The 20,959-nt window shown below is 59.7% G+C and carries 16 protein-coding genes and 5 pseudogenes; 10 read left to right on the forward strand and 11 right to left on the reverse strand.

Translation table 11 applies throughout. The features are described 5' to 3' along the window. Nucleotides 1–197: 197 nt before the first annotated feature. From qatA to X760_RS68325, 3 genes are all read right to left on the reverse strand, one after another. The gene (gene qatA / locus X760_RS68315; RefSeq protein ID WP_023721994.1) at nt 198–2,087 is read right to left on the reverse strand and encodes a Qat anti-phage system ATPase QatA; all 1,890 of its coding nucleotides are present in this window, start codon (nt 2,085–2,087) and stop codon (nt 198–200) included. 690 nt (nt 2,088–2,777) lie between these two features. Further along, entirely contained in the window at nt 2,778–3,470 is a 693-nt protein-coding gene (locus X760_RS68320; RefSeq protein WP_023721995.1) for an SMC-Scp complex subunit ScpB, read from the reverse strand. Nucleotides 3,471–3,475: 5 nt separating this feature from the next. Next, nucleotides 3,476–4,492, reverse strand: a complete 1,017-nt coding sequence (locus tag X760_RS68325) for a DUF1403 family protein (protein WP_031194944.1) — start codon at nt 4,490–4,492, stop codon at nt 3,476–3,478. Nucleotides 4,493–4,792: 300 nt separating this feature from the next. Here X760_RS68325 and X760_RS68330 point away from each other — a divergent pair, with 300 nt between their 5' ends. The 5 genes and pseudogenes from X760_RS68330 to X760_RS68350 all read left to right on the forward strand — a co-directional run bounded on the left by X760_RS68330 (nt 4,793) and on the right by X760_RS68350 (nt 10,351). Beyond that, nucleotides 4,793–5,842 (forward strand): site-specific integrase, encoded by a 1,050-nt coding sequence (locus X760_RS68330; protein ID WP_245278725.1) that lies wholly within the window; start codon nt 4,793–4,795, stop codon nt 5,840–5,842. Between the two features lie 81 nt (nt 5,843–5,923). After that, nucleotides 5,924–6,190, forward strand: coding sequence for a type II toxin-antitoxin system prevent-host-death family antitoxin (locus X760_RS68335; RefSeq protein WP_031194946.1), 267 nt, complete (start codon nt 5,924–5,926; stop codon nt 6,188–6,190). Next, nucleotides 6,187–6,598, forward strand: a pseudogene (locus X760_RS68340) (type II toxin-antitoxin system VapC family toxin); the annotation flags it as partial. The gene X760_RS68335 and the pseudogene X760_RS68340, both read left to right, overlap by 4 nt. 1,045 nt (nt 6,599–7,643) lie before the next feature. After that, nucleotides 7,644–9,911: a carbamoyltransferase gene (locus X760_RS68345; protein ID WP_023722000.1), complete on the forward strand. Its 2,268-nt coding sequence runs from the start codon at nt 7,644–7,646 to the stop codon at nt 9,909–9,911. An 83-nt stretch (nt 9,912–9,994) separates the two neighbouring features. Next, a complete protein-coding gene (locus X760_RS68350) occupies nt 9,995–10,351 on the forward strand; it encodes a hypothetical protein (RefSeq protein WP_023722001.1) in 357 nt (118 codons plus the stop codon). A 137-nt stretch (nt 10,352–10,488) separates the two neighbouring features. On the opposite strand, the gene X760_RS68355 is transcribed toward X760_RS68350, so the two are convergent. Continuing rightward, nucleotides 10,489–11,457 (reverse strand): glycosyltransferase family 10, encoded by a 969-nt coding sequence (locus tag X760_RS68355; RefSeq protein WP_198030557.1) that lies wholly within the window; start codon nt 11,455–11,457, stop codon nt 10,489–10,491. A 278-nt stretch (nt 11,458–11,735) separates the two neighbouring features. Continuing rightward, nucleotides 11,736–11,973 (reverse strand): annotated as a pseudogene (locus X760_RS68360) (transposase); the annotation flags it as partial. Between the two features lie 371 nt (nt 11,974–12,344). Here X760_RS68360 and X760_RS68365 point away from each other — a divergent pair. Beyond that, nucleotides 12,345–12,713, forward strand: coding sequence for a hypothetical protein (locus X760_RS68365; RefSeq protein ID WP_156948247.1), 369 nt, complete (start codon nt 12,345–12,347; stop codon nt 12,711–12,713). A gap of 585 nt (nt 12,714–13,298) precedes the next feature. Here the strand turns inward: X760_RS68365 and X760_RS78315 are convergent. Then, nucleotides 13,299–13,484 carry a hypothetical protein gene (locus X760_RS78315; RefSeq protein WP_023722005.1) on the reverse strand — a complete coding sequence of 62 codons (186 nt, stop codon included), beginning with the start codon at nt 13,482–13,484 and terminating at the stop codon, nt 13,299–13,301. Beyond that, a complete protein-coding gene (locus X760_RS78320; RefSeq protein ID WP_245278726.1) occupies nt 13,481–13,600 on the reverse strand; it encodes a hypothetical protein in 120 nt (39 codons plus the stop codon). Before X760_RS78320 ends, X760_RS78315 begins: the two co-directional genes overlap by 4 nt. Nucleotides 13,601–13,647: 47 nt before the next feature. On the opposite strand from X760_RS78320, the gene X760_RS78325 reads away from it, so the two are divergent. Beyond that, the gene (locus X760_RS78325) at nt 13,648–13,887 is read left to right on the forward strand and encodes a hypothetical protein (RefSeq protein WP_245278723.1); all 240 of its coding nucleotides are present in this window, start codon (nt 13,648–13,650) and stop codon (nt 13,885–13,887) included. An 82-nt stretch (nt 13,888–13,969) separates the two neighbouring features. On the opposite strand, the gene X760_RS68375 is transcribed toward X760_RS78325, so the two are convergent. Further along, the gene (locus X760_RS68375) at nt 13,970–14,632 is read right to left on the reverse strand and encodes a helix-turn-helix transcriptional regulator (protein WP_023722008.1); all 663 of its coding nucleotides are present in this window, start codon (nt 14,630–14,632) and stop codon (nt 13,970–13,972) included. An 89-nt stretch (nt 14,633–14,721) separates the two neighbouring features. Between X760_RS68375 and X760_RS68380 the strand changes: the two genes are divergently transcribed. After that, on the forward strand, nt 14,722–15,867 hold the full coding sequence (locus X760_RS68380) for a PLP-dependent aspartate aminotransferase family protein (protein ID WP_023722009.1): 1,146 nt from the start codon (nt 14,722–14,724) through the stop codon (nt 15,865–15,867). Between the two features lie 198 nt (nt 15,868–16,065). Here X760_RS68380 and X760_RS68385 read toward each other — a convergent pair. Beyond that, nucleotides 16,066–17,032, reverse strand: a pseudogene (locus X760_RS68385) (class I tRNA ligase family protein); the annotation flags it as partial. Between the two features lie 485 nt (nt 17,033–17,517). On the opposite strand from X760_RS68385, the gene X760_RS0139585 reads away from it, so the two are divergent. Beyond that, nucleotides 17,518–19,164, forward strand: coding sequence for an MFS transporter (locus X760_RS0139585; protein ID WP_031194952.1), 1,647 nt, complete (start codon nt 17,518–17,520; stop codon nt 19,162–19,164). Nucleotides 19,165–19,531: 367 nt separating this feature from the next. On the opposite strand, the gene X760_RS78945 is transcribed toward X760_RS0139585, so the two are convergent. Further along, nucleotides 19,532–19,666 (reverse strand): hypothetical protein, encoded by a 135-nt coding sequence (locus X760_RS78945; protein WP_280940433.1) that lies wholly within the window; start codon nt 19,664–19,666, stop codon nt 19,532–19,534. A 52-nt stretch (nt 19,667–19,718) separates the two neighbouring features. Here X760_RS78945 and X760_RS78330 point away from each other — a divergent pair. Next, nucleotides 19,719–19,955 (forward strand): annotated as a pseudogene (locus tag X760_RS78330) (hypothetical protein); the annotation flags it as partial. 9 nt (nt 19,956–19,964) lie between these two features. Here the strand turns inward: X760_RS78330 and nolL are convergent. Next, nucleotides 19,965–20,949, reverse strand: a pseudogene (gene nolL / locus X760_RS68390) (nodulation factor fucose acetyltransferase NolL); the annotation flags it as partial. Nucleotides 20,950–20,959 lie beyond the last annotated feature (10 nt).

A 20,959-nucleotide genomic window follows, 5' to 3' on the forward strand; every position in this document is an offset into this window, starting at 1 on the left:
GCTGTGGGACGGCAACCGGGTTTGGCGGCGCGCCGGGAGGGGGCGGTACCGGAGTTGCTCCCGGCTGCCCCGGCGGGGCGGGCACCGGAAGCGGTGTGGGAGGGGGCGGGGCCGACGGGGTCGGCGCGGCGACGTCGTCCACCCAGGTTGGGAGCAGCGCCCGGGGGGAACTGGGCTTGGTGCCGGAGGTTCCCATGTTACTTTCTCTTCGACTTCGGGTTCATCTGCAGGGACGCGACGACGCTCAGTGGCTTGTTCGAGGTCTGCGTCGCCCACTCTCCCACGAGCTCGGCGAACTCTTGCGCCTGCGGACCTTCAACCGCGACACCCCAGCCGCTGACCACCCAGCCGCCGATCTTGCTCACCGGCAGTCGTCCGAGGAATGCAACCAGCGGTTCGCGCAGTTCCGGCCGGTCTCCGCAGAGGCGCGCCAGCCCCTCGGCCGCCGGCGGCCGTTTGCCGAGATCTTCGGTCTGATCAATCTTCGTCACGAGGCCCTGGAACACCCGGTTGGCATCTTCGGGGGTGAGCGCAGCCACCTCGGCCTTCGTCACCTGCGTGATGCCGAGAGTCGACGTCGCCAGCCGCTCGATCATGGCTTCCACGGGACCGCCGGCGAGACCGATGCCGGCGGACGTCCTGCGGTCGCGGCTGACAAACACGTAGGGCCGCAGGTCGATGCCGTTCAGCGGCGGGGTGATCGCCGCCCAGCGCTTGACCCACTCGATGTTGGGCCAGTCGGCCATGGGATCATCATCGGCGTCCTTGCCACCCTTGGAGGTCACTTTCCGCTCGAGGATCGAGATGGTCTTGGAGCCGTCAGCGGACGCGTCGCGGGCAATCGCGTTGAACAGTTCCGGGGCGAATCGCTCCGCCAACATCAGCTTGGCCAAGACGGATTGCTTGATATCGTCCTGGAAGCCGCGCTCGCTGGCGATCTCGACGCGCAGGGCCATGGTGTTGACGAAGCGTTTGATCTGCCGGGGATTGCCGTGGGCGCCCTCGGTCAGGATCGGCGTAATCTCCGCCGCAAGCTGCAGGGCGGCATCCAGATCGGAGGGTATGGACCCCAGCTTCGCTTTGATTTTGTCCCGGTCGAAGCCGGCGCCCAGCCAAGGCCGCTGCAAGGCCTTGCGCGCCACCTCGAGCAGGCTCTTGAACTCCACCGAACTGTCGCTGACGCCGGAGGCCAGATAGAGCAGCAAGGTGAGATAGACCAAGGTCTCCGACGCGCCAAGGGCCGGCATGCGGAACGGAACCTGGATTAGTTTTTCCAAGTAGTTGCGCGCGTAGCTTGTCGGCCCCGCCGCCGCCGGGAGATCGGGAAAGTGGTTGCGCACGGCGTATTCAATCATGCCCTCGTCAGCGGCGATGACGAAGGCCGCGTTCGGCACGAACAGGAACAGGCGGATAGCCTCCAGCGTGGCGATCGCCGTCTGCGGGAGGCATCGATCGAGGTCGTCGATCAAGACGATCAGCCGGTCGACCTTGGCGCGCTCCAGCAGCTCCTCGAAGTCTTCGCGAAAGGCGTGCATCCGCTGCGGCGTCGTCTCGGAAGGTGCGGCCTCCTTAAAATGCTCCGCCGCACCGTCCATGACCTTGTTGAACACGTCGCCGGTCAGGTAGGCCTTGGGATCGCTGATCACCTTGCTCGCGATCGAACCAATCCCCTGGATCAGGTCCGGACCCGGGATCCCGGTCGCCATGGTGAACGCCAGGCTGCCCGCGGTGCGGGCGGCCTTCATCCAGTTGACGGCCTTCAGGACGTCCCAGGCCTTGTCCGCCACCTTGGCGATCCCGGACCTCTCCTTGAGGAGGGCTGCGACGATCGTCTCGATCAGCACCGCCTTCGCGTCGTCGTATCCCTCAAACAGCCAGCCGTTGAACCGGACACACAGGGTGTCTGTCTGTCCCTTGAATGCCGCCTCGATCATCAGCAGCGTGCTGGATTTGCCCGCTCCCCAGTCGCCGTGCAACCCGATCGTCAACGGTTCCTTCGACCTCTGCCTGATCAGCTTGACGACCGTTTTGGCGACCGTCTCGTAATACAGGTAGTCGATGGCGGTTTCATTATCCGCGATAATCACGAAATCCCCCCCAAACCCCGGGGTATCCTTACCGCTATAAAAGAGGCCAGAATTGCAATCTGTCTCTCGCAATAACCCCCGAAGCACTGCGAGACATGCGCCAACCGCTATTTCGGTCGGCTCAGCAATTAGAAACGCCGGCCAATGATTTGTCTAGGAGTTTTCTTGGGTTGATTTGCTTATCCGTCTCCGTCCGAAGACTTTTAAATAGCACTCTCGATGGATACAACTTCACACTAGGCAGCGCGCCTGACCCATCCTGCATCGCCACCGGCGTTTTGGTTCTCCAGACCGGCTCGCGCCAATCAGCGGAGCAAAACCCCATCGATGTGGATGTTTCGTACAATCTTGACCCACCCGGGGTTCATGCGAACACCGCTGCCGAGATGCGAACGTAGGAAATCCGCCACCTCATCCAAACTGGAAAGGTGGGCTGGATGCATGTTAGATCCAAAGAGATGGCAGGCAAAGTAGCCATCAGAACCGGGCTCGGCCCACGCGGTTACCATACCGCCAATGACACGCTCAATACGAGCTACAGGCATATTTCTCCCACCATTTTCTAAGCAACGCCCCACGCCCGACAGCGTGTCCTCATATCATCTCACGAACCCCGGGTTGTAGATCCCGTTGAGGACGCCGCGAACTGCGGCCACCGGCCAGGCAGCGTGTTACTCATCAGTGCCGACGCTAAGCATGCTCTTCCTCGTCGTCGGACAATGCTTGCATGATATCACCCGCGAGGAGCTTCTCCTTCGACAGCAGTCCGGCATCCTCGAGTGCTTCGAAATCCGGCAGGTCGCGCAGCGTGTCGAGACCGAACTCCAGCAGGAATTCTTTGGTCGTGACGTAGGTGTAGGGCGCGCCGGGCGTCGGGCTGCGCGGACCGGACGCAATCAGCTTGGCGCCGCGCAGATGACCGATGAGATCGCGGCTGATCTCCTTGCCGAAGAAGGAAGAAAGCTCGGCGCGGGTGATCGGCTGGAAGTACGCCACACACATCAGCACCAGCACTTCAGATTGTGTCAGATCCACGGCTCGCTCGTTTCCGCCGACCGCGGCACGGATGGCATCGGCATAGGCCGGCCGCGTCAGATGCTTCCAGCCGCCGGCGACGGCGACGAGGTCATAGGGCCGACCGCGCAGTTCTTCGCGGATGTCGTCGATGAGGAGATCAATGCTGCAGCTTTTGCCTACGATGCGGGCGAGCGTTTCGCGGTTGACCGGCTCGCTGGCCGCAAAAATGGTCGCCTCGACGCGGTGCATCCATTCGCGCCAGCGTGCCTCCGGCGGTAGGTGATCCAGTTCCTTATCAAACAGGCGGTCGCCTGATCGACCGTCATCTGGCCGGCCCTTCCCTCGTCTGCGCGCCGCTTCCACCATGGTCTTCAGAGTCCGTAGATGCGGAAGGTCGGACGGCCGGATAGCTCTCGGACGGCACCGAGCTCGCCCAGCCGGTCGAACAGGCGGCGCAATCCGCGATCGCTCATGCCGGCAATGTTTTCCGAGGCTACGATGGCGTCGTCGGACAGGAGCTTTTCGACGACGATGTCCGCCGCCTTGGCCCTGAGCTTTGGCGCAACGGCAAGCAGCCGGTCCGCCCGGCGCCCAAGTTCGGCGGAAAGATCAATCGCGCGCAGCGCAGCGCGCGCTTGCGCGGCAAGCAGGCCTTTCGCACGCTCAGGATTTGTCCCAATGCTTGTCGCCACAGAGTTGGCTGCCGATCGACGCGGGCGGGCGCTTGTGCCCAAGACCGCATCGGCGCCCAGCAGCGGCACCGCGTGGACCCAACCCATCCGTTGCGCCAGCAGGGCGTCGGCGAGCCAGGCTCCAAGGGTGCGCCCAAAGCCGTGGCGTTCGGCGATCGCGATGGCGCCGGTCATTATTCCCACCGTTCCGTCACTGGCGGCGAGCTGCCGAAGATCGTCCGTCAGGTCGCTCATGCCTTCGTCACTAGGCGCGAGACCGAGGTCATCCAGCACCGCGCTGATGCTCGCCTCGGTCAGCAGTTTGTCCGCAGGTGTTCCAGCCAGCCTGCGCCAGGCCACAAGCATCCTGCCGGCGGGCCCGACATTGTCGCCCGGCCACGTGAGCAGCACGGCATCGCGCAGTGCGCTTTCGTCCTCGATGCGGCCGGCCTGCTTTGCTGTTACGGCGGCCGCAGCAAGCGCCAGCCGCTGCCGCCAGACGCCGCCCCATCGCTCCTGCCGGCGGACCACCGCATCGAGCGCGCCGATGGTGGCGCCTGCGGCGAGCGCCACGTCCTCAACATCGTTTCCCGCAAGGCTTTGCGCATCGGGAACCGCCCGGCGCAGCCAGGCCGGCACCGTTGCCATCGGCGCGGTCGAAGGAGCACCGCCAAGCATTGCGTAGTGGCGTAGAGAGGGTTTGGGACGCAGAATCATCGAAAGCACGATGAATCATGGCGGCGCTTTTGACAACAAAAATGGATAGAAAGCGCTGTGCTTGTCGTGTGCTTGAAACGAATGATAATGTTGCCTTATCATTCGTTTCGCTGTTTCTAGAGGACTGACCGTTTCGTCGAGCAGGAGCCGAAAAATCGCGCCCGGCGAGCCTCCGGACCGTCCCACAGCAGGAGGCCGGAAGAGGAGGTTTCGTCCACGCAGCCGTCGACTGGGCTTGCTGTGCCTAACACCGACGATATGCCTGACATAGTCGACGTCGTCGACATCATCAGCACCGAGATGGGCCGCGGCGAAGCGTCGGACGAGGCGCCTTTCCATGCCCTTCGGCCCGCACCCGGCCTGCCGGCCCACTTGGAGCGTCTTGCCGATCGCGCGCGTGATTATGTGGACGCGGCGAGCTCGGCCAACACGCGGCGCGCCTACGCATCCGACTGGAAGCATTTTTGCGCCTGGGCGCGCCGGCAGCATCTCGAGGTGTTGCCACCTGATCCGCAGACCGTCGGCCTCTACATCACCGCCTGTGCATCCGGAAAGGTCACAGGAGACAAGAAACCAAACTCTGTGGCGACGATCGAGCGCCGTCTCTCCTCCCTGGCCTGGAATTATACGCAGCGTGGCGAGCCGCTCGATCGAAAGGACCGCCATATCGCCACCGTGCTCGCCGGCATCCGTAAGAGCCACGCAAAACCGTCTGTGCAGAAGGAGGCCATACTTCCCGAAGACCTGATCGCCATGCTGCAGACGCTCGACCGGGGCACCCTGCGCGGCTTGCGCGACCGCGCCATGCTGCTTCTCGGCTTTGCGGGCGGCCTGCGTCGCTCCGAAATTGTCGGCCTCGACGTCGGCAGGGATCAGACGGATGACGGCCGTGGCTGGGTCGAGATTCTCGACAAAGGCGCTCTGGTAACCTTACGTGGCAAGACGGGCTGGCGCGAGGTCGAAATCGGCCGCGGCTCCGCCGACGCCACCTGCCCCGTGGTTGCGCTGCAGACCTGGCTCAAGCTGGCCCGCATTGCCCACGGGCCGCTGTTTCGGCGTGTCACAGGACAGGGCAAAGCAGTCGGCGCGGAGCGATTGAACGATCAGGAGGTGGCCCGCTTGGTCAAGCGTGCCGCGCTGGCCACCGGCGTCCGCGGCGACTTGTCGGAAGGCGAACGACAGCAAAAGTTCGCGGGCCATTCGTTGCGCGCAGGCCTGGCCTCCTCAGCCGAAGTCGATGAGCGCTATGTGCAAAAGCAGCTCGGCCATGCCTCAGCGGAAATGACGCGTAAATACCAGCGTCGGCGCGATCGCTTTCGCGTCAATCTCACTAAGGCGTCCGGGCTCTAGAAAAAAGTCCCCCCTCCCCTGTCACGGTCACTAAGTCATTTTTATGTAGTCACGATAGTCACAATGGTCACGGAGGCCAGAATGCAGTCTGCTCCAAAAGAGGATGCCAACTGGACCGTCGCTCGGGCCAAGGCGCGGCTGTGGGAAGTCATCGAGCGTGCGCAGGCGGCGCCGCAAACGATTACGCGCAACGGTAGGCCAAGCCTCGTTGTCGTCTCCGCCGAGGAATGGCAACGCAAGACGGTGCGCAAGGGTACGCTTGAGGAGTTTCTGCTGGAGTCGCCACTACGCGGCGCGGAACTCGACCTTGAGCCTCAACGCGATGAACCGCGTGATCTGCCGCTGTGAGGCTACTGCTGGACACGAATATCCTGTCCGAGGTGACAAGGCCGGCGCCGGACGCACGCGTTCTGGAATGGCTGGACAAGCTCGACGAGGATCGCTCGTTCATCAGCGTGGTCTCGATCGCCGAAATCCGGCGCGGCGTTGCTCTCATGGGCGAGGTCGGAAGCGTGAGGCGCTGGCCGAATGGCTTGCCCGAGACCTGCCTTAGCGTTTTAGAGCAGAGAGTCCTCCCCGTCGACGAGCCGGTTGCCCTGGCCTGCGCGATCTGATTGGTCTTGCGAAGCGCCGCGGCCGCGTGCTGACGTCAATGGACGGATTGATCGCAGCCACAGCCATTGCCCAGGGCTCACTCTGGTAACGCGTAATCCGAAGGATTTCGAAGGCTTCGGAATAGAGCTCTTCGATTCGTGGATGCGTGAATCGCCCAGCACCACATCCCGAATGCGCGAAGCGACTTTCGAACAAGAAGTGTGGGTTTGCTCTCATACCCCTTTGCTGAAAAATGTTGTGACAGAGCGCATGGAATGCCACGCGCTTCAAATCGGAGTAGCCATCCGGGAAGCCTGAAGCCCTTCGAAGCGCATGTCCGGCAGCTATTCATAGCGTGGATGACTTTGATCGAAACAAACGATTTCATAACTCTTCGGAAATCTTGCATGGACAGAAGCACATCCCGCACCGATCACCCATCCAAAGGAGAAAATCTTCCATGCGCCCTGACGTGCAGTGGAGGTCGTGCCGAGAAATGAGTTGCAACTGGCCGACCATGTCGGCGGTTCGACGCTAGTCGTCCCTCAATGTTCCTGAGCTGCGAAGTCTTGCAGGGAGCCAGCTGCCCAGCGCGTTTCTGCTTGTGACAGGCTTATTGCCGCAGGCAGATGGTCGGCTCGTCTGGGCAGCGGATTGGAGACCCGGCCGGCAGCGCTACCATACAACATCAGCGCACTTTACATCTACGCGGTATTGCCGTGCTTCCAGTCGGTGCCATGTTTGGCCGACGCATGACGCGATGCGGCCTCCTGCACAAGCGAAGGCGTTATCGGATGTGCGACCGGGAAGCAGGCGGACAGTGCAGCACGTGTCACTCGCCTGTGCGACGGTCTTTCGGGGAATGAAATCGGGCCAGTTCACGGCGCGGTATTATTCGTCAACAGCCGCCCCTTCGCAGGATACAGGCACTCCGCGTCACACGTTCGTGCTGCAGATGAAAACGGCATCGCCGGCATGCAAGTCAGCAGCCGCTCAAGATTCGGATCCAGCCAAACTCTCGGCGTCATGGAACGGCAGGCGCCACGATCGAAGCATCTCATGTTGATTCAGGCGGACCCCTTATGAGGCGTTCTTTGATGCCGGTGATGCCTGACAGGCGGTTGCAGCTGCAAGCGACAATGCGGCCTATTTAGTTGGAAACGGAGGCAGGCCAATTTGGCTTGCCCGTCACTATGTGGAGAAAGAAATGCTGTGTCTAGGAATTAGCGGCGGACTTGACCAAGTCCATGAAAACCGATTCGAGCTTCGGAACGCCTTTATGCACGATGGCGCCGCGGTGCTCGTCCGAGACGGACGGGTGATAGCAGCCGTCGAAGAGGAACGCCTCAATCGGATGAAACACTCCAACAAGCTCCCAATTCGTTCGATTCAATACTGTCTGTCAGCGGCGGGGGTTCAGCTCAACGACATTGATCGTGTCGCGCTCTACGCCAGCGAGCCCTATGCCAACGCCATGCTTGAAGGTATGTCCGCATCCCACCCGGACATTCTCTCCATTCCGTTGGGTGCTAAAACGTTGGTGCAGGATCTGTTAACGCGTGAGTTCGGCACTAAGTTGGACAGTTCGCGTATTTCATTCGTAAGTCATCATCAGGCGCACGCCGTGAGCGCCTTTGCAATGTCGGGCTTCGAACAAAGTCTCATTCTAGCGATTGATGGCTCTGGTGATTTCCTATCGGGCCTCGTGGCGGTAGGGTCTGGCACAGAAATTACGCAACTCGAGGCTTTTCCCGAGAACAATTCTCTTGGGCTGTTTTATCTCGAGACGATCCGCTATCTCGGCTACGGCTTGTTCGACGAGTATAAGGTAATGGGACTCGCGCCCTACGGCGACCCCGCTCCCTATCGCGAGCTCTTCGAGCAGTTCTACGAGCTCTCCGCCAACGGCGGTGGCTACCGTGTTCACCTCGACCGCATCGGTCCGGCGTTGCTCCGCAATATCGAGGTCAGGCGAAAGGGAATGCCCTTCACCCAGCAGCATCGAGATGTGAGTGCGTCACTGCAGGAAGCGCTTGAGCGGATCGTGTTCCACATTCTCCGGCATCACCGTGAGGCCACCGGCATGAAGCGGTTGTGCCTGGCGGGGGGGGTGGCCCACAACTGCACGATGAACGGTAAGCTGCTGTATTCAGGGCTTTTCGAAGACATCTTCGTGCAACCCGCGTCTCACGACGCTGGCTGCGCATTGGGAGCTGCGCTGATAGTCTCTAACGAGATGGGCCGCCCCGCGCCGTGTGAGCGACTGCAGGAGGTCTATTGGGGTCCTGATCTCGGGAGCGAGCGCGCCGTGCAACAGGAACTGAATGCATGGGCCGGACATCTCGAGGTTGAACGCTCTGATGACGTGGCAAGCAGTGCAGCCGACTGGATCGCCAACGGCGCCGTGATCGGCTGGGTGCAGGGTCGTTCGGAGTTTGGGCCACGTGCGCTGGGCAACCGCAGCATTCTTGCCGACCCTCGGCCCGCCGCAAACAAGGACCGGATCAATGCGATGGTCAAGAAGCGCGAAGGCTATCGGCCCTTCGCGCCATCTGTGCTGGAGGAGGATGCGAGCGAATTTTTCGACCTCCCGGACGGTAGGCACGAATTTCCATTCATGAATTTCGTCGTTCGCGTGCGTGACTCAAAGCGCGCCTTGCTCGGTGCCATCACGCACGTCGACGGTACCGCTCGCCTGCAAACAGTATCGCGCAACGCCAATCCCGCGTACTGGGAGGTCATCAATGCGTTCAAGAAGCGCACAGGCACTCCAATTCTGCTCAATACCTCCTTTAACAACAATGCCGAACCGATCGTGGATTCGGTTGCAGACGCGATTGCCACCTTTCTGACGACAGAGCTGGATGGACTTGTGGTCGGGCCCTTCCTGGTAAAAAAGCGGGCTGCAACGCTGCAGGATTNCCCAGCTTACTGGGAGGTCATCAATGCCTTCAAGAAGCGGACAGGCACTCCAATTCTGCTCAATACGTCCTTTAACAACAATGCTGAACCGATCGTGGATACGGTTGCAGACGCGATTGCCACATTTTTGACGACAGAGCTGGATGGACTTGTGGTCGGGCCCTTCCTGGTAAAAAAGCGGGCTGCAACGCTGCAGGATTGGACTGCGCTTGCGGTTTCGTTGCCGCCCTATGTGTCCCTCCATCAAACCCGCGCTTACAAAGCGCCAGATCGTCGGGAGACTCACTGCGAGATCAGCACGACCCACTTCAGCAGTGACAGTGTGCGAATTTCACACGACTTGTTTAATCTGCTGATGCGGATTGAGGGCGAAGCCATGTTGGGAGATCTCCTCAATACAATTGCGCCGGATCAGGCTAAGCGTGACGCTTTGATGGAGGGCCTGCGACGACTGTGGGAGCAGCGCCTCGTTCGGTTGCATCCCTCACAAGCTGCTCGCATGGATCAAGACTGCGATCAAACGCTGGACCAGCATAACGGGCTCTCAGCGTGATAGCGATGCCGCTATCCAAGCTCGGCGCTTTGGGCGCCGGACCGGCCCCGTGTAAACCTCATTAAAGAGAGAGGAACCCTGCCATGGAAGAATTCTTATCGCGCATCGCCACTGGTGCCGGCATCGGCCCGGCTCTCGCAGAGAAGGCCGTTGGGTTAATGCTGGGTTTCCTGCAACGCCACGCGGCCGACGGTCCCGTTGCGCGCATGATCGAGGCCATTCCCGGAGCTTCGGAATTAGTGGCGAAGTATCATGGCGACGACCCAGACGACGGAGGCGGCCTCATTGGGCTCGGCCAGCAATTGATGAGTGAGGGTCTCAGCATTCTAAACATCGCCGCCCTCGCCAACGAGACGATCGCCTTCGCCAAGGAACATGCCGGCGACGAACTCGTGGACGAGGTCCTCAATTCCGTTCCTGGCCTTCCCCAGTTCGTCTGATCAGCGGCGGCCGGGGGCGCATGACCTCGTGCGCCCTGCCGGCCCGTCTGCGCAGGTAGGCATTCTCCGCCGAGCGTTCCGTACCGATCTCGCCAGACCACCAACCGCCGGGCACGCGAAGCGAGCGTTGGAGTACTTCATGCGTCTCTCCCAAAATCGACCGCAGGCGAACCGATGTGTATAACTTCCGGCGGTAACGGTTTATCCTGAACGCTTTCGATGAAGCCCGCGAGATAAGCAAACGTATTGTATTTCTCGAGAACCAACCGCTTCGCCTCTAGTATTGCGCCGCGACGCTCCTTCCACAGGTCCGAGTTGATGATTCCTTGAATTTTTTGGATTACGTTCTTGTCCTCTGGGTCAATCAGAACCATTGAGTCCGAAGGGAAGAACCTCGTGATTGCCGGGCTGCCGTAATAGATCGGCATTGTTTCAGCAACGAAGCAGTCCATAAGCTTCTCTGTAAAATAGTAATCAGCACGAGTATTCTCGAAAGCTATACTGTAACGGTAAGGTGCGAGTGCGTTCCATTTATCTCCAATCAGCCGAAAACCTCGGCCGAACAGGTCAAAATCGAGCTCCTCTCTCAGCCGTTCCAGAAACGCCAGCCGATATCGATGCCCTTTAAGCAGGGCGATGTTACTGGTAATCCATGAGAGCCGAAGCGGCTTGTCCACGACTTCGCTGACCAGAAGTTGGTCATATGTCTTGTTTACAGACCAAGACCGAGTGATAGGTGGAGACAATACGAATCGGCGCCCTGCATTCTGCCGAGCAGCCAGCTCTGCGTCAGACGTCAGGATGATAGTATTTTTCCCCTGCCCTTCATGAAATGCGCGATGAGCTTTCGTCGGCGGTTCGCCGATTGCAAAAATTATCCTGTTTGGGCTCGCCTCGATATCAACAGGGAGCCCAAAAAGAGAAGCAGAGTTAAAGACAATATGCCAATCGGGCGCGAAGGATGTCGTGCGTACAAAAGCGACATTGTTCCAGATTCCACTCCCCTTTGGAGTGAGATGGTGGATTGCATCATCCAAATTGCCCCAAGAATCCAGACATGTAGCAACAATGGGCGCCGGACGTTCCGTCAACAATTTGGCCGACAAAGCAGTTCCACCCCATTCACTTCCGTTGGACCGGGAGCAACTTGTGCATCGGGCGCAAGACCTCTCTGCGCCTGAAATAGCTCGCGATCCTGATCGATATCAAACACACGATTCTGTGCGACTTCGCGCCATTCGACAACTCATCTCTAAGACCGCGGGAATCCCTTCACTCGTGAAGGTACTCATCGCCATTCCGGATTGCGGTAACACTGGGCAGCATAAACCTTCCGGGACCCGCTGTCGAGGCAATGTCGCTTTGCACTTAACGAGGTTCTTCCTCACTTTGTGTGGTGATCGTTGATCGTCTTCAGGCGGTTGATCTGCCTTTCCGCCTGGCCGTTGCTCCACGGAAATTCAATGGCATTGCGAACGGCGTCAATGTCACGGCGTAGGACCCGAGCGAAACGCGTGATGGCGACGAGCCCGGCGTTGACGGCATCGTCGATCCAGGTGGTCGAGCTTGTCCAATTCACGGCCCCGCAAAATGCAGCGGAAGCGCATGGCAAGCCTGTGCATCATGGCAATCGTGACCGGTCTTTCATTGCGTGAGGCCGAACGTGCGATTGCAGCTCCTGCCGCCGCGCAAAGAGAGGTTCAAGATTTGTGCAAACTGCGCTTGGCCGGCAGGTGGCATAGAGCGGCGCCTGAGAATGAAAGTGCCGCCGCCCAGCCTCCATAGCAGTTCCTCCTTTGTGGCGTGACGGCTCGAAAGTCGCCATCGCGTCAGATGTTCATCAGGGTTCGGCATAGCCGGGGCTTCCGGCGACAGTCATGGCAGCGACTTCGCTTCTGGAGCCGCTCATCCGGCCGCTAAAAAACACATGCGCGTCCTAAGCCGTATTGATCCGCCGGAGCTGACCAAAGCCACCTTGCTCTGGATTGCGGCAATGGCGATTGCGGGCGAGAAGCCGAGAAGTACCGATGCGCGAGAAGTCCTGAGGCCATCCGTCCACGAGACGTCACCAGGCCGCTACGACGACTATCCCGCATCCGAATTAAGCGAACCTACCGTCGTCTTCACCGAAGACGGCATCAACAACCTTCGGCATATCGTCGACGAGCGCAGGGCTGCGGGCCACGCACCGCCCAAACCTACCGCAGAAACCATCGCCCGAAATCATAGCCACCGCGGCCTTGGCCGAACGGTTACGAACAAGCCGTGCGTCATTTGCGATCTGGCCAGGGGCAGCATGGGGTGCGCCATGCTCCGCGATGCCGGTCCAGACATTCGGCGCGCCAAGCCGAAGCCCGCATGACGCCGGACGAGCGCCTGGCGTTGCCAGGATGATGTACGCGCTGTCCCGGCGGGTCCGACCCGATAGGCTTGACCCGGCCCCGCGCCCCCAACTCCACTTGTATGAACGGCCGGGGCCGGCCCTTTTCGGAACCGGCCCACCGCCGCGTGACGTTGTGCAGGATGATCGTCTGACCCGTCTCGCATCTGAAGCGGGTGCAAGCCTGCTGAACATCCCGGCTGCTTGGTCATCCAACATGGCTGCGAGGCATCGCCACCGTGGGGCGTGGCGTTCGCTGCCAGTCGGCTCCGATCTCGAAACCGCTATGCCGCCATACCGAACACGCAACTCGGTTTAAGCGCCAGGCTGCTGTTCGAGGTATTGACGACGCAGGCGACGTGACCGGAAAGGCTGGCGGGGTAAGCAGCTTCCATTGATCCGGCGGCATTGCGGATCTGGCTGGCGATGGCGGCCTGAGTTCTTGTCCATCTGCCCGCATAGCGGGTGGTCAGGTGCTGGTCGCGTTTCCGGCGAGCCGAAGCATTTGTCTCTCAAGGTCACCCCTTGGAAATCCAGCACCAGCGGCTTGTCGGGACAAGATAGATGCTATTGGGATTTGGCCGCCGCAGCCACGAGCATCGCTTCTCCCATCCCATTGACGCCTCGGGCATTCAGCATTTCACCAGCGTTCTGAATGTCGCGCACCTCTTTGTTCTGGCTGAGTTTTGATTTACCAACCAGGCCGGTGATCTCGATTTCCAGGGCGACGATCGCGTTTAACCATCGTGTCAATGAAGTCCTTCGGCGCGTCGCCCATCTTCCACGGGGCCAGGCTGCGAGGCTTCATGCATGTGAGTGAGCTTCGCCACGTTGCGGCGCACATGGCGCTCATCATCCCGGACAGTGATGCGTCCGTGGGCGTGGACGACGAGATAGTTCCAGTCGGCACCTGCTTATGGAATTCATGCTTGCTTGGATACCAGTTCGGCGAGATGTAAGCGTCGGCCGCACGGAAGATAACGAGGACTTCATCGCCATTGGCAACTTCCTCCCAGACTCGATTTTTGCGTGCAACATGGCAATTGAGGACGCCTTTGTCTCCCTTCGAGCGGTCAAGCTCGAAGGGAATGTGGTTCGCGTCGAGTGTGCCTTTGCTGTGGGTGACCAGGATACCGAGCGGATGTCTCTCGATTAGGTCAAGCAGGGTGTTGCGATCGGGGACGGCAAAATGGGGCGGAACGTACAATGGTGGATCTCCTGTCGCGAATGGGCGGTCGTTAGCGAGCGGCGGTGTCTTGCGGAACGGGCCCGGGCATCTTCGTTGCCGGCGAAGAGGGCCCCGGATCTCGCTGTCCACCACGCTCAAGGACTGCCATCGAGAAGTGGGCAGGCAGATCAGATGCCGCCGCGTATGAGTGCGGTTGGTCAGTGACAAGCCGCACACTCTCGCCTTGGCTCAAAATTACTGCGTGGGTACCCACCACGACACTTAGGGACCCCTGAGTCACCGAGATCAGCTCGCGCGTATCCGGACTATGAGCATCTGCGGAAAACACGTCGCCCGGCATAATGGCCCAGCTCCACAGTTCGAACATCGTTCGTCCCGAGATCGATGAATGAAGTTGTGCAAAGCTTCCTTTAGCGCTTGTCCAAAGCGTCCTCGTCTCTGTCCGCTCAATAGGAAGGCGAACTGTGGAAGGATGGTCGTTCAACAAATCGGCCACCGAAAGCGAAAACGCCGCCGCCAGTCGGCAAAGTATGCCGATGCTGGGGTTCGCCTTGCCTTGCTCCAGCGTGACGACGGTTCCCTTGGATAAGCCGCTCAGTTTTGCCAGTCGATCCAGGGTCAGGTTTTGGTCGCGCCTCAATTGTCGGATCCGAACCGCTATCGCTTGGCCAAGCACCCGCTCGGGGTCTAACGCTGTCGTAACATCGGTCATTATATTGACTTAGTGCCTCGGCTCACTTATTACGGTCAATATAATGACCGGCCTGAAATTGTGCAACTGCCCCAGCGAGGAAATGACCGATGCGTTTTGAAACAAAGGCGATCCATTCCGGCCGAGCTGTCGACGCTTCCACGGGGGCGGTGTCCCTGCCGCTGAACACCAGCACGACGTTCCAACGTAGCGTCGACGGCTCGTTTCCTTCCGGATTCGAATACACCCGGGATGGAAATCCGACACGCAACGCGTTCGAAATGGCCATGGCCGCGCTCGAGGGCGGAGAAGATGGCATTGCCTTCGCGTCGGGCATGGCTGCAATCGCTGCAGTCTTTGAGAGCCATCCGTCGACGGGTCGGATCGTTCTGCCGGATGACATGTATTTCGGCATTCGTTCGCTGATTGACGAGACCGACATTGGGTCTCGCTTCGACTTTGCGGCCGTCGACATGCGCGATCTGGATGCCGTGCGCGCCGCGGTCACATCGAAGCGGACTGGCCTCGTCTGGGTTGAGACGCCGTCAAACCCGATGATCCGCGTTGTCGACATTTCGGCCATCTGCAAAATCGCGCACGAGGCTGGCGCCTTGGCAGTAGTGGACAACACGTGGGCAACTCCAGTGCTTCAACGGCCCCTCGAAGTTGGGGCGGACGCGGTCATGCACTCGGCGACAAAGTACATCGGCGGCCACTCGGACTTGATGGCGGGCGTCGTCATTGTCCCGCACTCGTCACCCCTCGGTCGCCCACTGCGGATGGTCCAGAGACACAAGGGCAGCGTCGCAGCGCCATTCGACTGTTGGCTGGCATTGCGGGGCCTGCAGACATTGTCGGTACGCATGCGCGCGCATTGCGAAGGCGCGCAGAAGGTTGCTGAGGCTTTGGCGTCTCATCCGCGTGTCGAAAAAGTACTTTTTCCGGGCCTGCAAAATGATCCGGGACACGATCTCGCTAAGCGGCAAATGAGCCATTACGGAGCGATGCTATCCTTTATCGTCAAAGGCGGAGCCGATGCTGCGATGGCCGTGGCCGGCCGCCTCGAGGTTGTTGCCCGGGCGACAAGCCTTGGCGGGACGCACTCTCTGATTGAGCATCGCGCATCCGTCGAGGGTGCCAAGTCCAAGGCGCCAGGCGGATTACTGCGAATGTCAGTGGGACTTGAGCATCCTCAGGACATTGTCGATGATCTGATGCAGGCCCTAGGCGGAACCTTCAAAGCGGCAGCCGAATGACGCGGGTGCAAGAACTCTGGCAGCGCTTTACGTGGCGGCTGGCGCAGCAATGCGGCCTGCTACGGTTGGGCGCCTAGATCAGGCAAAGCATCTTCGACCATGCTTAGATTTCGGTCGAAAATCTCCGTGTCGGATGCGTTGGCGCGGAGAGACCGCACCTTGTTCAGGATCGCCGTAACCGCCGCTTCAGGTCTGGCGATGCGGCTCGACCTTTTCGAGGAAACCGCCGGTCTGCATCAGCTCGGCGATCTTCTTGCGCGCGACGAAACGGTCGAGACCGTCGAGCTCGTCCCGGACCGCATGGCGCCACGGCGTCACCTCCAGTCCGGCCAGAAAGTCCTCATTGTCCTTGAGGCTCACCGCCGCATTGACGGTGAGGATGTTGACCGCCGGCAGCCGGTGGCGCTTGCCGACCTCGAANCGGGATCGGAATACTCGTCCGCCACCACCGGGATCTTGCGGCCGACGATCGGCAGGATGAGGTTCTTGCCGACCAGATGCCGAAAACGCTCGTCGTCGGGATGCACCGCCACCGCCGTATCGCCCAGCATCGTCTCGGGGCGTGTCGTCGCCATGGTGATGAACGTTTTAGGATTTTCCGGATCGAAAACCTCGCCCTCGACGGGGTAGCGGAAATGCCAGAGGTTGCCGTTGACCTCCTGCTGTTCCACCTCCAGGTCGGAAATCGCGGTCAAGAGCTTCGGGTCCCAGTTGACAAGCGCTTGTCCTTGTAGATCAGGCCTTCCTTGTAGAGCGTCACGAACACTTCGAGCACCGCCTTAGATAGGCCCTCGTCCATGGTGAAACGTTCTCCGCTCCAGTCGGCCGAGGCCCCGAGCCGCTTCAGCTGGTTGAGGATGGCGCCGCCGGATTCTGCCTTCCATTCCCACACGCTGTCGATGAACTCATCGCGCGTCAGGTCGCGGCGGTGAATCTGCTTTTCTATAAGCTGGCGCTCGACCACCATCTGCGTGGCGATGCCGGCATGGTCCATGCCTGGTTGCCAAAGAACGTTCTTGCCGCGCATGCGCTCGAAGCGCACCAGAATGTCCTGCAGCGTGTTGTTGAGCGCGTGGCCCATATGCAGCGAGCCGGTGACGTTCGGCGGCGGGATGACGATGGTGAAGGCTTCAGCCCCTTCCTCGGCCCCGGCACCGGCCCGAAACGTCTTTTCAAGCGTATTATGTTTTTTTGTGCATAGACCAACGAGTTGAACGGCGGCCCCATAAATCGCCGATGAGATAGGTCGGGCAAAGGCGTCCACCAGCTCGTGCTTGTCAAGACGATGCCACCCTTGATCTTGCACCCGCCTCCGATACCAGCGATGCGCTGCGTCGTATGCTCATGCCTGTCAGGATGGGATGGGCGCTGCTAGCACCGTGGCAGTTTGACAACCCGGCCATCGGGGCGGTAGCACCGTACAAGGCCAAGAGTCGCAGGGCAGACCGCACCCCATCGGGCTGCGCGACCCAGACCAGCTGACGCCCAACTGGCACACTCATCGCGCATCAGCACCGTGGATGCGACATCTACTTTGTTTACTTTGTTGCGAGCGCGATATCGGAACTTGGTTGTGACGCAGCTGTGCGTAAGCGCACCGCTGTCAGCAAGTGAGTGAGCGAAAGAACTACGTGGTGGAGGTGAGAAGTCATGCGGCGTCAAGATTCCCCGCCCTTTGCAGCAAACACACTGATTCCTCTTCAGAATCCGGTCTTTCGTTCGATCTGGACAGCCACGCAGATATCCAGCCTTGGCTGGCTGGTGCAGAGCGTGGCTATAAGCTGGCTTATGGCAACGATTTCAGCCTCCGATCTGATGGTTGCGCTCGTGCAGGCTGCATCGACACTGCCCGCCTTCTTCTTGTCGATCCTTGCTGGAGCGATTGCAGACAGCTTCAGCCGCCGCGGCGTGATGCTTGCCGGACATTGCCTGATCGCACTGGCATCCACGGCGCTGGCTCTCTCTGTTGGACTGGGCTTTGTCAGTCCATGGCTGATCTTGGGACTGAGTTTCTTGGCGGGATGCGGCTTTGCCTTGAATGATCCAGCCTGGCACGCCTCGGTCGGCGACATCCTGGAAAAGCGCGACATACCCGCTGCAGTGACGCTGATGTCGGTGGGGTACAACGTGGTTCGGAGCATAGGACCGGCGCTGGGCGGTGTAATTTTGGCTTTGCTGGGCCCCCTTACGGCTTTCGCCTTCGCTGCGCTGACCGACCTGGTCCCGTTGAGCGCTGTGCTGCGCTCCAAGTGGCAAGTTCGCTCTTCGCCTCTTCCGCGCGAGCGGATGACGACGGCCATTCATGATGGCATGCGCTTCACGGCAATCTCCTCGGAGATCAGAGTGGCGATCGTGCGTGCAACCCTGTTCGGGCTGTCAAGCATCTCGATCCTTGCTCTGCTCCCCCTCCTAGTTCGCGACCAACTGGCGGGGGGGCCAATTGTTTACGGCGTCCTGTTGGCCGGCTTCGGCACAGGCGCCTTCATCGCGGGCATTGGCAATAGCTACTTGAGACGCATCACGTCCCAAAATCGATTGATCACGCTCGCGTCCGTTGCTTGCGCAACGTGTTGCCTTTTACTGGCTCTCACATCATCGGTGGCTGTAGCAGCGATCGCGCTTGCAATCGCTGGCGCAGGCTGGGTTGTCACCTGGACCGGAACCGACGTGTGTGTGCAGTTGGCAAGCCCAAGGTGGGTCGTTGGTCGCACCCTGTCGATCTATTACGCCCTGACCTACGGCGGCATGGCAGCGGGCAGCTGGATCTGGGGTGCTGTCGCGCAGTACTATTCCCTGACGTGGGCTTTGGAAGGTGCTGCAGCGGCGCTGTTGCTGGTTGCAGCTGTGGGAAAGCTATTGCCGGTACGGCTATGGGAGGAATCGGATCAAGGGGCCTTCGACTTCAGGCCACCAGAACTGGCCCTCGATTTGAAGCCCAGGAGCGGCCCGATCGTGATCAAGGTGGAGTACTCGATACCCGAGGAGAATATCGAGGAATTTCTGAGCTGCATGCGCGAAAGGCGGCGCGTACAGAGCCGTGCCGGTGCGCGGGACTGGACCCTCCAGCGCGATCTTCAGAACTCGACTCTTTGGACCGAGACATTCCGCACGCCGACATGGACGGACTATCTTCGTCTAAACCATCGGCTAACGGTGACTGACAGGGAGGTAGGCGAGCGCCTTGCCGCTCTGCAGGTCGGTGATTCTCCTCCTCGTCTCTCACTTTCGATCGAGCGGTCGACAAGCCCCGCCCCCGGCAGCCAAGTCCAGCCTGTCCCCTTTGTATCGCGCCCGTAAGGAAACCAGTAACTTTTCTGGGTTCGGGTTCGGACACGGGAATGGCCGAGACCTACTCCTTCTTTCGTCGGGTCTGCCCGGATCGCCATACGTTGCGGCCGGTTAGGCGAGCATGAGGGTTTGTGTGGCACGTATGTCCACCACGGGCCCATGTCCAGCCCCACCGCCTCTGCCATCAGATCGGCTTGGGCAGGGGTTCAGGTCGCCTGTCCCCCTGCATCGCGGCGAGCGGTTCGGTGCTGGAGAAAGCGGTTCAACAGGGCGGCCGTAGGGGCACCAGCATAGCGCCGCCGTCAGGCGCGATGCGGACCGACAGCCCCGACGAAGGGCGCTGATTGATCGACTGAAATTGGATCGGGTCATTTTATCAGCTGACATAATCCATGAATTTTTCACGATGCTTCAGCACGCGCCTGAATTTTCTGCGTTTAGCTGCAGCGAAGGTCCCGGTGGTGCGGTGGAAGCGCACCCGGGGCATCTTGGACTTATTTGATGCAGCCATCCAGGACTGCTGCATTGCCACAGCAGTGGTCACAACCTGCTAGGCGGGCTTCCTGGAGATGAACGCGACGATTGGTCAGAAGCGCTTCTATTGGCTGCGCTCGGCGCCAGACGGTCGCGGAGCTTCAAATCTGATCGGGCTCCCGAGCGAATTGCCGTCCTACGAGCATTCGGGACCGATCCCGGCCTACAGGCACGCCTTACTTCGGGCGGCGGATCAAGTGATCCGTGAGGGGAACGCCACGCCGGCATGGCTCGCCAATGATTTCAATGCCAACTGTCGGCAGTCACATCATAAATTATGCATAGCTCCGCGACACATATCCAAGGTGGCGCACAATCCTGCGAATTGTCATCGCTGTGACAACAATCGCCGCACCAAGCAAAGTGGCGAACTCGATTCTGCTCGTGAGATCCCAAAGCTCTCCGAACGGTATTAGATCCATGAAGCGAAACACGGCACCCTGAAGCAGGTAAAGCAGCAGTGTGCTCTGACCAAGCTCCACCGCGACAAAGCGAGCTACGCGAGTTGAATAACCAACTCTCCAGCATAGGAATATAAGCTGCATCGCCACTGCAGAAGTTGCTACCGAGCCAGCGAACATCAGCAACACTTGTTTTGCAACTGTGCATCGCAGATCAAAACGAGATTGTTGTAGACGTACGTCTCCTTTCCCCAAGCAAGAAAGCACATGAACGCAGCCATAGAAAGTAACACCACAAAAATAGCCTTGTAGCGCCTGATGCTAGCTGCTGCCATCCGATCGGCTGCGCAAACAAGAACCCCAAACAAAAGAATGGGTATGTGTATCGTACCAACGGGGTTATTGACCACGGGACGGGCGCGAATGCGATCGCAATTGCAGATGCGCCTATGATCCACACCGACGAGCCATTGAAAGTCGTGAGCAACTTAATAAGGACGAAGGACGCGAAAGCTGCCCAGATGAACCAGTATGTGCCAATGAACTCCCTAAAAAAATCCAACATTCCACTGGTTAAACTGTTCGCCGAAGACATTACGGCGGCCTTCGATATCCAAATCAACGCACACCAAAAAAGCATGGGCAATACTAGTTGCATTGCTCGATCACTGACGCCTTGATGGAACGATTTGCGCAGAATCGCTCCCGAAGAAAGATATCCACTTATCGCCATAAAGAGAGGCATATGAAACATGTAGATTGACTTAAAATATGGCGACAGCCAAAAGGCGTCAGTGCCTCGATAGACAACATATTGCAATAGATGCCCAACTATCACCAAGATAATGAGTACGCCTTTGCAGTGCATG

Origin of the sequence: Mesorhizobium sp. LSHC420B00 (assembly GCF_000503055.1) — a bacterium.
Taxonomy (GTDB): Bacteria; Pseudomonadota; Alphaproteobacteria; order Rhizobiales; family Rhizobiaceae; genus Mesorhizobium.